The 13,446-nt window shown below is 37.4% G+C and carries 16 protein-coding genes and 1 other annotated feature; all 16 genes read right to left on the reverse strand.

The genetic code is table 11. The features are described from left to right. Positions 1-2 precede the first annotated feature (2 nt). The 16 genes from CP352_RS02485 to CP352_RS02565 all read right to left on the reverse strand — a co-directional run bounded on the left by CP352_RS02485 (position 3) and on the right by CP352_RS02565 (position 13,262). Positions 3-245, reverse strand: a complete 243-nt coding sequence (locus tag CP352_RS02485; RefSeq protein WP_005723152.1) for an exodeoxyribonuclease VII small subunit — start codon at positions 243-245, stop codon at positions 3-5. Then, positions 226-1,593: an exodeoxyribonuclease VII large subunit gene (gene xseA / locus CP352_RS02490; RefSeq protein ID WP_060461967.1), complete on the reverse strand. Its 1,368-nt coding sequence runs from the start codon at positions 1,591-1,593 to the stop codon at positions 226-228. Before xseA ends, CP352_RS02485 begins: the two co-directional genes overlap by 20 nt. Then, entirely contained in the window at positions 1,580-2,431 is an 852-nt protein-coding gene (locus CP352_RS02495) for a bifunctional methylenetetrahydrofolate dehydrogenase/methenyltetrahydrofolate cyclohydrolase (protein ID WP_005723155.1), read from the reverse strand. The genes xseA and CP352_RS02495 overlap by 14 nt, the downstream gene beginning before the upstream one ends. Positions 2,432-2,486: 55 nt before the next feature. Beyond that, positions 2,487-2,882 (reverse strand): transcription antitermination factor NusB, encoded by a 396-nt coding sequence (nusB, locus tag CP352_RS02500; RefSeq protein ID WP_005719403.1) that lies wholly within the window; start codon positions 2,880-2,882, stop codon positions 2,487-2,489. Next, positions 2,882-3,313 carry an Asp23/Gls24 family envelope stress response protein gene (locus CP352_RS02505; protein WP_005719405.1) on the reverse strand — a complete coding sequence of 144 codons (432 nt, stop codon included), beginning with the start codon at positions 3,311-3,313 and terminating at the stop codon, positions 2,882-2,884. Before CP352_RS02505 ends, nusB begins: the two co-directional genes overlap by 1 nt. An 18-nt stretch (positions 3,314-3,331) precedes the next feature. Next, positions 3,332-3,901 (reverse strand): elongation factor P, encoded by a 570-nt coding sequence (efp, locus tag CP352_RS02510; protein WP_098034849.1) that lies wholly within the window; start codon positions 3,899-3,901, stop codon positions 3,332-3,334. A gap of 80 nt (positions 3,902-3,981) precedes the next feature. After that, positions 3,982-5,091, reverse strand: a complete 1,110-nt coding sequence (locus tag CP352_RS02515) for a Xaa-Pro peptidase family protein (RefSeq protein ID WP_005719409.1) — start codon at positions 5,089-5,091, stop codon at positions 3,982-3,984. Positions 5,092-5,207: 116 nt separating this feature from the next. Further along, positions 5,208-5,498, reverse strand: a complete 291-nt coding sequence (gene rpmA, locus CP352_RS02520; RefSeq protein ID WP_005721978.1) for a 50S ribosomal protein L27 — start codon at positions 5,496-5,498, stop codon at positions 5,208-5,210. An 18-nt stretch (positions 5,499-5,516) separates the two neighbouring features. Continuing rightward, on the reverse strand, positions 5,517-5,828 hold the full coding sequence (gene rplU / locus CP352_RS02525) for a 50S ribosomal protein L21 (protein WP_003627604.1): 312 nt from the start codon (positions 5,826-5,828) through the stop codon (positions 5,517-5,519). 15 nt (positions 5,829-5,843) lie between these two features. After that, positions 5,844-5,924: a sequence feature (ribosomal protein L21 leader region), on the reverse strand. A 62-nt stretch (positions 5,925-5,986) separates the two neighbouring features. Continuing rightward, positions 5,987-6,823 carry a YitT family protein gene (locus CP352_RS02530; RefSeq protein ID WP_023488793.1) on the reverse strand — a complete coding sequence of 279 codons (837 nt, stop codon included), beginning with the start codon at positions 6,821-6,823 and terminating at the stop codon, positions 5,987-5,989. Positions 6,824-6,906: 83 nt separating this feature from the next. After that, the gene (locus tag CP352_RS02535; protein WP_089145372.1) at positions 6,907-8,283 is read right to left on the reverse strand and encodes a DUF2325 domain-containing protein; all 1,377 of its coding nucleotides are present in this window, start codon (positions 8,281-8,283) and stop codon (positions 6,907-6,909) included. A 157-nt stretch (positions 8,284-8,440) separates the two neighbouring features. Beyond that, entirely contained in the window at positions 8,441-8,833 is a 393-nt protein-coding gene (locus CP352_RS11245) for a hypothetical protein (protein ID WP_233186897.1), read from the reverse strand. A 143-nt stretch (positions 8,834-8,976) separates the two neighbouring features. Beyond that, on the reverse strand, positions 8,977-9,156 hold the full coding sequence (locus CP352_RS02550) for a 2-hydroxymuconate tautomerase (RefSeq protein ID WP_005719430.1): 180 nt from the start codon (positions 9,154-9,156) through the stop codon (positions 8,977-8,979). Positions 9,157-9,203: 47 nt separating this feature from the next. Continuing rightward, complete coding sequence (locus CP352_RS02555) at positions 9,204-10,997, reverse strand: DUF2207 domain-containing protein (protein WP_089142899.1); 1,794 nt, start codon at positions 10,995-10,997, stop codon at positions 9,204-9,206. A gap of 3 nt (positions 10,998-11,000) precedes the next feature. Continuing rightward, positions 11,001-11,876 (reverse strand): alpha/beta hydrolase, encoded by an 876-nt coding sequence (locus tag CP352_RS02560; protein ID WP_089145373.1) that lies wholly within the window; start codon positions 11,874-11,876, stop codon positions 11,001-11,003. 159 nt (positions 11,877-12,035) lie between these two features. After that, complete coding sequence (locus CP352_RS02565) at positions 12,036-13,262, reverse strand: GH25 family lysozyme (protein ID WP_098034850.1); 1,227 nt, start codon at positions 13,260-13,262, stop codon at positions 12,036-12,038. Between the last annotated feature and the right edge of the window lie 184 nt (positions 13,263-13,446).

A 13,446-nucleotide genomic window follows, 5' to 3' on the forward strand; every position in this document is an offset into this window, starting at 1 on the left:
ATTTATTCCTCTGGTGCTGATGCGTTATTTGGATCTAATTTGTGTTCTGTGCCGTCACTATCAATCAACTTAGCCACAGTTTCTTCAGCACTGTTGAGCTTCTTTTCTAAATCACGGCTAATCTTTACGCCCTCCTGAAATTCTTTTAGGGCATCTTCCAACGGAACATTTCCGTTTTCCAAATTTTGCACGATTTGTTCCAAATTAGTTAATTGTTCTTCAAAATTATTTTTCTTCACTGCCATTTTGTTCTTCCTTTACCTTTGTAACCACTGCGTCAACTTGTCCATCTTTAAAATGCAATCGCAAATGATCATCCTTTTGAACTTGTTTCACAGAACTAATGGTTTTCCCTTGTTCATCAGTTGAATAAACAAAACCTCGCTCTAGCGTCTTCAAAGGGCTATAGTCATCCAACTGCTGCATTACTTGGGTAAAACTATTGCGTTTATTTTTCAAATAGTGCTGCATATTATCAATCAGTCGTTGCTGCAAAAAATGCTCTTGTTGCTGCATCTGGCCGATTCTCTTATCTGGACTAACGCTAAACAAACGCTGCTTCAACAGTTGATAACCTTGGACAGAATGGGTCAACCGATTTTGCATACTATTTTGCAGCCTTTGTTTTAATTGATCAACTTGTTGAATCTGCTGATCATACAGTCTAGTCGGCTCGCGCAGGATGACAGAATTCTGCACCCGACTTAAGCGCTCACGTTTCGAACGAATAATATTTTGCATGCTAGCTACCAACTGGCTGGTTAATTGCTTAATATGCGCAATTTCGTCCAATGTATTAGGCGTAGCATATTCTGCTGCAGCAGTTGGTGTTGCTGCACGCGCATCGGCCACCAAATCACACAAGGTAGTATCCGTTTCATGACCAACTGAAGAAATTACTGGCATCTGCATTGCGTAAACTTGCCGCACAACCTCTTCTTCATTGAATGGCCACAAATCTTCTAGTGAGCCACCACCACGACCGATGATCATGACATCATACTTGTCGCCTTGAGCGGCAATCTGGCGCATTGCTCTCACTAATGAATCCGCTGCAGTATCACCCTGGACTTGCGCAGGATACAAATCAATCTCAGCATGCGGGAAACGCCGATTAGCTGTAACCATAATATCGTGAATAACTGCCCCAGAAGCACTAGTAACTACTGCAATTCGATCAGGAAAATGAGGCAACTTCTTCTTATGCTCTGGATCAAACAGACCTTCTTTGGCTAATTTGGCCTGCAACTGCTTCAATTGCTCATATAAGGCACCTAATCCTGCCGGTTCCATTTGTTCAGCATAGAACTGATATGATCCTTGTGGGCCATACACGCTGACATACCCAACCACATAAACCTTCATTCCTTCTTCTGGTTTAAATTTCACCTTATCAAAGAAGGAACGGAACATCACCACATTAATTTTAGATTTTTCATCTTTTAGTGAAAAATACTGGTGCGAATTACGCCGATAACGGAAGTTGGACAATTCACCTTGTAAGAAGACCTTATGCAGGTAAGGATCATTCTTAAATTTTTGCGTAATATAATAATTTAAATCAGTAACCGTTAAATATTTATTCTCGGCCATTTTGTCTCCTAGTCAATTTAACTACTGCTTCCATTAAGAATTGTACTGTAAGAGGACCTACACCGCCAGGAACCGGAGTAATATAGCTGGCTTTTTCTTTAACATTATCAAAGTCAACGTCTCCGACTAATTTGCCATTAACATGATTCATGCCCACATCAACGACCACTGCCCCATCTTTAACCATATCTGCAGTTACCAAAAATGCTTGTCCTGTTGCTGAAACTACTATATCGGCTTGTCGTGTAATTTCAGCCAGATTTTTAGTATACAAATGGCAAACAGTAACAGTAGCATTTTCCTCTAACATTAATGCCGCTACTGGTTTGCCTACGATATTGCTTCGACCAATAACTACAACTCTCTTACCAGCCAGCGTAATTTGATAATGTTTCAATAAAGCAATAATGCCTTCTGCAGTAGCCGGTTCAACAAAGTGATTTTCCATCCAAAGTTGACCAATATTCGCAGGCGTTAAGGCGTCGACATCCTTATTAGGGTCAATCCTTTTTAACAAGGCATCTGCATCAATCTGTTCAGGTGCTGGCAACTGTACCATCAAGCCGTTAATCTCAGGATCAGCATTTAGCTTATCAATTAATGCTAAAACTTCTTCCTGTTTAGTATCAGCGGGCATTTGATAAATATCCTGGATAATTCCCATCTTTTCAGCCCGCCGCTTTTTTGTTCGAACATAAATCTTGCTAGCAGGATCATCCCCAATATTTATTACGCAAAAATGTGGCGTTATTCCCTCTTCTTTTAATTTCTTAACTTTTTCTTTAAGATTTTGCCCTAATTCATTTGCAAATGCTTTACCATCAAGAATCTTTCCCATAAAGCCCGTTCTCCTTTATAAAAAAATAACCGGCAAAACTGCCGGCTATTCATCGCTATTTAACAAAGTTTGCTAACATTCCATTAATAAATGGCTTTTCTTTAGGCTCAGCAAATTCGTCACATAAATTTAAAGCTTCGTTAACTGCTGCCTTAGCATCAATCTCATCACTATGATTGATTTCAAACAAAGCGACTTCCATGATAGCTACCACAGTTTGACTTACACGTTCAAGACGCCAGCCCTTTTTCAAATGACTAGTTAGTTCAGACTGTAAATTTTTGCGATCTTCTAGTACGCCTTCGATTAACTTCTTAGAATAGGCAGAAAGCTGTTTTAAATTAAGCGTTGCAACGACTTTTGCTTCAACTTCTTCGGCAGTTAAATCTGGCTCCTGATTAGCCAAATAAACGGCTTGCATAGCAACTTTTCGACTTTCGTGTTGGTTCATTATTTTTCTTCTTCGTCCTCCGGAAACAGCTCTGATGTAGTCTGGTCAGTATTTTCATCTTCTGGGAAAACTAAACCGACAACATGAACGTTGATTGCCTTCAGCTCAAGATCAGTCATTTGCAATAATTGTGCCTTCAACTTCTTTTGCAACGTCATTGCAACCTTAGGAACGTTAACGCCGCTTTCAAGATAAACATAAATATCAGCAATTAGCTTATTATCGTCATCAACACTAATATTTACGCCCTTACCATGATCTTCACGACCGAAAACCCAGTTTAAGCCTGATTTCAAACTGCCGCGCATTCCGGCAACACCATCAACTTTTTCTGCAGCAATACCCAAAATAACTTCTAGAACACTTGGATCAATTTTAATTTGCTCGCTGTTTTCTTCACCACTTAAAAGAATTTTTGAACTATCTGCCATTTTGTTACCTCAAATAAACTACTTATTTGCACGTGATACGTAAGTACCATCAGCAGTGTTAATAGTTAAAACGTTACCTTCGTTAATGAAGAATGGTACGTTAACTACTAAACCAGTTTCCATAGTAGCTGGCTTACCACCACCTGATGAAGTATCACCCTTGATGTTAGGTTCAGTCTTAGCAACCTTCAAATCAACCGTGTTAGGCAATTGGATACCTAAAGTTTCACCTTCGTGCATAACTACGTTAACAATCATGTTTTCCAATAAGTAATTAGCTTCATCGCCAATTTGTTCATTTGGAATTGCTAATTGATCGTAAGTAGAAGTATCCATGAATACATAACTTGAGCCATCATTGTACAAGTATTGCATTGATTTAGTTTGAATGTCTGCAGTTTCAACCTTAGCAGTTGAACGGAAAGTATATTCTTGTACAGCACCAGTTCTCAAACTCTTAAGCTTTGAACGTACAAAGGCACTACCCTTACCTGGTTTTACGTGTTGGAATTCAACAATGCGCCATAAATCGTTGTTGTATTGAATAGTCAAGCCATTCTTGAATTCGTTTACTGAAATCATTGTCATATTAAGTCCCTCATTTCTACAATTATTATCTTACCAATCTTGAAGCGTTTTTACCATAAATACGATAAATTAAATAGCTATTATAGGGAAATCAATTCATCCTTTGGCAAAGTGGATAAAGTTTCAGGCGTTTGATCATGGACCAAAATATCGTCTTCGATTCTAACACCGCCCTTGTCTGGCAAGTAGATTCCTGGTTCTACGGTATGAACCATATTATTGACCAATTTAGTAGTTCTAAAAGGTAAAGCTGGTTGACACAATTCGTGAATTTCAAGACCAATGCCGTGACCGATACCGTGTCCAAAATACTGACCGTAACCTTGTTCTGTAATATAATCACGTGCTGCTTTATCAACATCATATCCAGTATTACCTGCAACTGCCGCGGCAATGCCACGGCGTTGTGCTTCATGTACAATATCATAGATTTTATGCATTTCAGCATCAACTTCACCTAATGAAACAGTTCTAGTAATATCTGCCGCATAACCGTGATAAAAACTACCAAAGTCAATGACAATCATATCGCCTTCGGATAATTCTTTGTCACTAGCAACGCCATGAGCCCAAGCCGAACGCACACCGGAAGCTACAATTGTATCAAAATCAGGGCCATCGCCGCCATTAACTTTAAATAGGTAGTCCAATTTAGCACCAATTGCACGTTCTTTAACGCCAGGCTTAATCATCGGCAAAATACCTTTAAAGCTTTCCATTGAAATATCAATTGCTTTGCGCAATGCCGCAATTTCAAGATCATCTTTAATATTACGTACTCGTTCAACCAATTCTTCAACCATCACAAATTCAAGTTCTGGATTTAGTTGCTTAAGTTTTTCATATTCACTCGCTGAAACGAATTCACCTTCAACTAAGACCCTCTTGACGTCCATTTTTTTCAAGGCCTTAGTAAGTTCTTCATAATCACTAGAATGTTTCATTACAACATCCATTTCGCCAGGTGCTTGTGCTTTAATCTGTCCAGCAAAACGAGAATCTGATAAAAGTACTCGTTCGCCACTAGCAGTCAAAATTAATTGTGCTTCTTCCCCTGTAAAATTGGTTAGATATCGATAATTAGCTTGATTAAAAATAATCAATGCATCTGCATTTGCTTCTTTAATTAAATCAGTTACATGCTCAATTCGCTGGTTAATTAAGGATAATAATTCTTGCCTATTTTCCATCTCAGAGACCCTCTTTTTGTATGATATTGGTTTAATTATACATGTTTCTGGGCGGAAAAAGCCATAAAAAAAGACGGGTGGCTTATGCTACTCGCCTTTTCATGTTAATCTCTGAATTACTTAGCTTCTTCAGCTGGGTATACAGAAACTTGCTTCTTGTACTTGCCAAGACGTTCAAATTTAACAACGCCGTTAACAAGTGCAAATAAAGTGTCGTCTCCACCTTGACCTACGTTCTTGCCTGGGTGAATTTTAGTACCACGTTGACGGTAAATAATAGTACCTGCGTGGATAGTTTGACCGTCACCAGCCTTGGCGCCTAAACGACGACCAGCTGAGTTACGACCGTTGGCAGTAGAACCACCACCCTTGTGGTGAGCGTATAATTTCATACCTAAAATGTTCATATTCATTTCACCTCTGAATTAAGCTTCAATCTTTTCAACTGTAACCTTAGTGTAAGGTTGACGGTGACCATACTTGCTGTGTGAGTGCTTCTTAGGCTTGTACTTGAAAGTTACAACTTTCTTTTCCTTGCCTTGCTTTTCAACTTTAGCAGTTACCTTAGCACCATCTACTAATGGAGTACCAACCTTAACGTCGTCGCCATTAGCAACAAGGATAACTTCGTCAAAAGTTACTGAGCTACCTTCTTCAGCATCAAGCTTTTCTACAAATACGCTATCGCCTTCTGCAACTTTGTATTGCTTACCACCGGTCTTAATAATTGCGTACATTTGTACACCTCCGAAAAAAATACTTAGACTCGCCGAACTGGGGTGCTTCTTACATAAGAAGACTTCTAACCTCAAGCCGTGCGGTTGCAGATGTGGAGGTCTCCACAAATACAACTCTTATATCATACAACGCTTTTAGACTAAGATCAATTATTTTTTTACATTCGCCATTGACCGCCATGCACTTTTGCAACATTTTCGGTAATGATAAACGCATCCTGATCGATCTCATGTACTTTAGAAATAAGTGGCCCATATTCACGTGGATCAACTACGATTAATAATTGACGCTTGCTTTCGTCGCTATATCCACCTATAACATCATAAATCGTCAGGCCTTGATAATCTTCTTTAAGCATATCTTGAATTCGGTTTAAATCTGAATTACTCATAATTCTGACTTGATACTTTTTATCAAAACCGGTCTCCGCGTAGCGCATCGTAATGGCAGTTACCACTTGAGAAAATGCTGCTAAGAAGAAAGCATTCCAACCATCGACAAAAATGTTCAAGAAAATAATTACCATATCAATGCATAAAAGTGTAGTTGCAGGATTTAAATAAAAATATTTCTTCAGAATCATCGGCGGAATTGTTGTCCCACCACTTGAGGCATTAACGCGATAAAGTAGCGAAACTCCAAGTCCCATTAATGCACCACCATAAATTACGGCTAGTAGGTCATTATTCACTGCTTTAAAGCTAGGCGTAACTTCCATCAAAACTGGTAAGAGCAAACTACCTAATGCAATATTTTGGGTAGTCTTTTTGCCTAAAAAGATTGCCGCCAAAATCAGCATCAAGCCATTCACTACAAACACTGTAATTGATCGATTAATTCCCCATACTGCATCGACTAGAATAGAAATACCCGTTGAGCCACCAGCTGCAATATTAATTGGTCCATAAAAAAGATTGATTGATATTGCAATAATTTCAAGTCCTGCTAAGAATACCAACCATCTCATCCAGGAACGTTGTTTAATGTTTTTCATTATTAAGCGTCCTTTCTTTTAGTTAGTACTATTTTAACGAAAAATCATCTGTCAGCTCAAGCAAACAAAATAATATTAACAAATTATTTATTTTTAACTTCTTTATAATCGATTGATTGCGTTCCTTCATAAGCAGGTAAACCATTTTCAGCTCGATATAATGCTCGCTCAAAAGAACGGTAACCTTTAGATGAAGAAACGGCAAATTTAACACCATACTTTGAAGCGAATTCCTGAATATTCCAAGTAGCATCATGAGCAGCATAAGCTGTCATCAAGATTACAATATCTAAGTCTTTGATTTGCCGTTCCATTACCTTCTTCTTGCCTTCAAAAGCATCTATTGGAATTGGGATCCCATTATAGCGCGAAACAATCCCTTCTAATATTCCTTCATTTTGATTATCACCAATCGCAATTCCTACCCGTTGATAGTGCAAGTTCATATCGAGTTTAGTTAACTCTTCTGTTTCTTCTTTCTTTGACTTATTTTTCTTTTGATACGACAGATCTGATTTCTTAGGCGGATCAACTTGATAAATCCAACGAATCTGTACTGCCTCAGCAGGATTTTTCTTAATGCGAACATCACCCGTATACCAAGCTAGATCTACAATTGAACCATCTTCAAGATGAATATTTTCACCTTGATAATAACTTGAATCAACCGGAATCGTGATATCCTTACCGCGAATTCGCAACTTTTCGCCCTTAATATTTCTAGTGATAGCTAATTGATTGGCCTTGCCGCGGACCACAGCATACCGGAATTCTTCGATTGGGTCATAATCACGCATGCGCAATTTGCGATAACCCACCACGCGCAAGACTTCTGCTTCATAATTTGGATTATCTCGATTTTCAATAGCTTCAACTATGTCACCGCTCTTTAAATTCAAAGAGTGAATTTGTGATTCTTTAATACGGTAAACAATTTGACCACTATCATTAATCAAATTACAGCCTGATAAAGCCCGAATAACAGTATAGCGACGTCCTTTACGATAATCGCGCTTAGGTTGCTCTTTGGGCTTCATTGCTTCTTCAAAAATTTTCTTGTTAACAGCTTCTTTAGTTGTCTTAGATTTTTGAATTGCCTGATCCAATTTACCCAAAACATTGCCATAGCGCTTGCCAACGCCTGGAACAAACGTCAACTTGTGTAAAGCATCAAGTGAACTCTTTTTAGCTTTTTCATCACCTGGAGTCTCAATTAAGGCTGTCAGCCCAATCAATAATTGCTTAAATTGCTTTAAATCTGCATTTCTTTGTGCAATTGATTGTGTATTTGCAATTTTATTCTTAGGTTGAGTTACTGATTTAGTCTCAGATTTTTCAGCTGTATTATCTTCGGCCATATTTAGGATAGCTTTAATCGCACTTAAACTATTTTCGAGACTTTTATCATCAGCCTCAGTTTTATTTAAAATTATTTTGATATTATTTCGATAATCATACATTATTCTCACCACTTTTATTGTATAACTTACTAATAGTAACGAACATAATTATACTAATTTTTATGAAGTAGTGTTAATTGATTGATCGTTTTAGTGATTAAATTTTTTACGCAAAAAGCAGACAATCTTTATATTGCCTGCTTCCTAATTTTTCTATTTATCGAGTTCTAAGCCAATTGAACCAATTAGCGAAATTTTCACCTGCTGTACTTATATGCTTTTTAGGAATTCTATAGGGTTCTGTCCCACTCTTTGGGAAGAACAATCCTTTACCAAAGTAATAGTACTTTTTACCCTTAATGGTATAAAGGCCTTTTGGTCGACGCAAGATTGTGCCCATTGGAACCCAACCTGACTTTTTATTCAAAATTTGGCCACGTTTGTTATAGATAAAAACGGCACCTGGTTTTGTTCGTAACAAATGCATTTTATTAATCTTATTCGCACGACGATTATATTGTGCGGCATCCATTTCATCAGCTCGCTGCATAAAGTTCAATAGCTTTGCAGCTCCAGCTAGGGCAAATCCTCCTCGTAAATATCTAGACATCAACATCATTATATTATGTGGGATTCTAAATAAATAATTCATTTATGCACACATAGCTTTAAGGCTCTAATACAAGTTTATCTATTTAACTATATAAAAAGGCGACTCACAATCGAGTCGTCTTTTACTACAATTCCTAATTATTAAGCTCTCCACTCGCCGCCTTGGCCATAAGTATGCTTACCTAATTCGTTAATAATTACATGAATGTGTTCCTTAGGCGCACCAGTATTCTTGTGCACTGCTTCAGTAACATCCTTCATTAAGTTAGTAATCTGCTCATCTGAGCGACCTTTAATTAATTCAATATGTACAAATGGCATAATTTAGCCCTCCTTTTTTAGTTTAATTATAGTATAAAAATTTCTCACTAAAAAGCACCACCGCCGCTGCCACCACCAAAGCCGCCAGACGATCCACCTGAAAATCCACCTGAGCTTCCAGAAACTGAAGATGAACCAGTAGACACGGCTGAAGAGAAGCTACGTTCAAAACTATGCTCAAAACTGTCACTACTGCTACTATAGAATCCACTATAAAACAGAACTGGTGCAGCATCTAATTCATCTGCAAATTCAATCTTAAGCTGCTTCAATACCTTTTTGGATAGACCAAACGCTACAGCATACGGCATAATGTCTTCCCATAAAATCAGATCACCGACGTCTTTCATCTTGAATTGACCAATATCGTCTAGCATTTTCTTAAAACCGCGAACTTGATCTGTCTCAAGTGCACCTTTTTGGGTATAAATACTTAAACGAGAATTGCCCACTATGAATGCAACAACTTCTAAGACGATCATCATGATTCCAATTATTATCACAAAACTGGGTATATTATTTGCCATCATTAAGCTAATTACCCAGATCGCAAAGCTAGCAATCATTCCCATGAGCATCCCCGTTCGGAAGTTGCTACGCTGCTTTTTATATTTTTTATCAAGCAAGTCCTTATCCTCAACTTGCTTATATTGCCCGTCACACCATTTATCAAAACGCCTACCCAATTTTTTAGAAGTATAATCCCGCAAATCTTTCGTTGTAAATGACTTACCATCACCAACTTTGTTAAAAATAAAGTCTAACAGGTCATCAGTCAAAACACTATCATCTACTAAAGTAATTCGATAATTAGTCCGCTTTAAATGTTTAGTTTGATATTTTTCGATCTTAATTTTATTTTTACCAGCTAATTGCATCAAATAAGCTGCAAATGCTTTAACATTTGGTTTATCAGCTTTATCCAAAATTTGCGCAGTAGTAGGTGATATATCTGGAATTTCATAATTATGTACTAAATCGCGCTCTATTTTTGGCTTAACCCCAACTTTTTTAATAAAAAAGCCTCTAATTACCACCACAAAACCGACAACTACTGAAATGATCATCAATCCTATACTAAGCATCTGCTTACGCTGACGCTTCTGATTAGCTTCTTTTGCTAATGCTGCTTCTTGTTTTTCAATTGCTCTTTTCTTATTTTCTTTAACAATATTCTGATTAGCACTAGTTACCGTAGTTGGAAAAATCGCATGTACTTCGACACCACTATCTCCTGCAACATCATCAGCAGTCATAATAATTTTGCCCTCTTTTGGCAAAACCTGAGTGTAACCACTTAGTGGCCCATGAGCCCAAGCTTTTAGCCCCTTAACTGCCCCAGGAAAAATCACTTCAGCACGCACATGATCTAAGTCAGTATCCCAACCATTACCAACTATTTTAAAGTTCAGCTCAGCTGTATCAAGATAATTAGTAATTGCCCGGTGAATTAGATAGGAATACTCAACTTTAACCTTATCATTTTCCTTAATTCGATGATAAACCTTAAAATTATAAGAATTGCCCTGCTTTTGCAATTTATACGTATTATTTTTGCCCGTTGTTGCGGCCTTTATATTTTGTTCATCGACCTTAACCTGAATGTTGCTCAACTTCTGTTTTACAGCCAGATTTTGCTTATAATAAACGCCGCGAGCATCACTATCAAATGAATACTTAATTGTTCGATGCATTGTCAGTGAACCATCTTTATTAACTCTTGCTATGGCTCTAACATTATCAATATCATAATCAACATCAGCTCTAACGCTTTGACCCCAAATAGCAAAAACGCTCAATAGGCTTAATAAAGCCACTAAACCAAGGTATTTCTTCTTCATTATTTATTTCCCATTTTTCTGCAAAAATTTATCAATTAAAGTATCTGCTCGACTATGATATTTACCTTTAAAATCATGACCTACACCCTTAAATAAGCATAATTTCGAGTGCTTAAATTTTTTATTAGACTTAATTGAATAAGAATCTGGAATAATCATGTCACTTGTACCATGCATTATTAAAACTGGACCATGATACTTAGTTGCTTCTTTTAACAAGTTATACTTGAACAAGTTTTCAAAATAGGCCTTACCAATTGTGAAGCCAAATAGGTTGAGCTTGTCTGGCACTTGTTTTTCTGATTTAAAAGCCGCTTGCGCATAATCAGTGATCGAAAAGGCAGGGTAAAGCAAAATCAATGACTTTACTTCTTGCGGATATTTACTTGCGAGCATTGCGGCAACTGCTCCACCTTGACTCTCGCCTAGCAAAGACACTTGTTTACGGTCAACATCAGTCCTATTTTTAATTGTATTTAATACCAGCTGTAGATTCTTTTCTTCTGTAAAAATTGACATCTTTAATTGATCTACACCACTACTTTGACCATTCTTAGCTCCACCAGGAAAATCAAAAGTATAGGCAACATAGCCACGACTAGCTAAATATTTAGCATAACTGGTTAGATCACGGTAATTTCCTGCCAATCCGTGAGCCAAAATTACTGCTTTCTTCTTACCAGCTAAACCCTGTGGTAGATATATATGACCATAAATATCAACGCCATCTTGTTGAATTCGCCAAACTTGGTCTATCACTTGATACTTAGCCTGTTTTTCCTTAGATTGCTGTTTATCGACTTTAACCGTTTTAACTGACGACTTAGCCTTCTTAGGCGTAGTACTTTTCATAGTACAACCCGTTAAAGTCAGTAGCATCAATATTATTGCTATAACTCTTTTTCTCAAGTTTATTTCATCCCTATCAGTTAATTAATTCAGGCGTTTCCTGAATACTTTTAATTATACAAAAAACGGCATGAAAAAAGGAATTAAACCTTTAAGCTTAATTCCTTCTTGATAAATTCAATTTTTTAATTAAAAGTTAGCCGCCTTAACGTACATGTTACGTCCGATTCGGTAACAGCTTTTACCATTAACGCGCATCCGTGAACCATAGGTCTTAATTGGCGTACCTTTTCTAAGCACTCTCCAGTTAGCGCGGTTTCCCTTGTTATTATATACATAAGCATTGTGCTTAAGTACACGTGAATTACCTAAAACATTACTTGCCATAATGTAACGACCATTTCCCATGTTTAAGGCAGTCTTACCATTATCAAGAGTCACTACACCATAATGAGTAATATTAGTATAAGCTGCATAGTAGCCGCTTTGACGCTCACCCTTTTTATTATAGATATATGATTTCTTCATCACATAGCCAGCAGTTGCTGAACCCTTATCATCATCTGATGAAGTACTCTTATTCGAAGTATTTGATGAGCTAGCAGAATTGGTGTTGCTGGTAGCTGGAGCTTGTGAAATTGCGCCATTGTTGGAAGTTACATTACCGTCAATTGATAATGGTAAAACAGCAATATTTCCATCAACGCTTAATCCCTTCCAATTATCAGTAAATTGCCAAATTGAAACGCCATTCATTGATGGGAAGTAATTGAAGTTTGGACTATCAATTCTACCTGAAATAGCGTATGAAGCGACCCACAATGAGTTAGGATACTTGGCAATTACACTATTAGTATCAATATTATTTTGTAAAACTGATGAACTAGCATAAAGAAGTGGCTTATAGCCTGCATTTTTTATAGTGTCCATAAAAGCAATAATTGCATTAGCCGTTGGCGTTTTACCACCATAAATGTTATTGCCTGAGCCCGTTTCATAGTCACAAGCAATATATGAGCCCTTAGGTAGTCCAAATGCTTGTGCAGTTTGAATTGCATAATTTGCTTCTGCAGCAGCAGCACTTGCATTTGAACTAAAAGTAGCAAAGTGATATGCCATTGGCATCATATTATTTGATAAAGCCGTTGAAATTTGACTTGATGCCTTAGGGTTACGATAGGAAGTACCTTCGCTAACTTTAACAATTGCAAATTGTGCTCCAGCTTGCGCATGACTTGACAAGTCAGCGTTTTGATAACTAGCAACATCAACTCCAAGTGCGCGGGCTGCAACAGAGGTAGTTGCAGCGTTCACAACTGCAGTTTGTGGTCTATTTACTTGTGTCAGCGCTACCCCTGCCGTACCAAGAACAGTCGCGCATGCCAATCTAACAATGATTTTTTTGGTTGTAGTCAATCTTAATTCCTCCGATAATGTTAAAAATAGTTGTCGTTCACACTTGTCGATCCTATTTTTTGGAAATCAATTTTAGGATAAGCTCGTTCCAAACTTTAGTCAACTGATTCACTAATAATGTAAGATTAAGTTAATAATTGTCATACATTTGTATCATACAATATCAAATGTAAAAAAATATTGT

The organism is Lactobacillus sp. UMNPBX1 (assembly GCF_002554085.1).
Lineage (GTDB): Bacteria > Bacillota > Bacilli > Lactobacillales > Lactobacillaceae > Lactobacillus > Lactobacillus crispatus.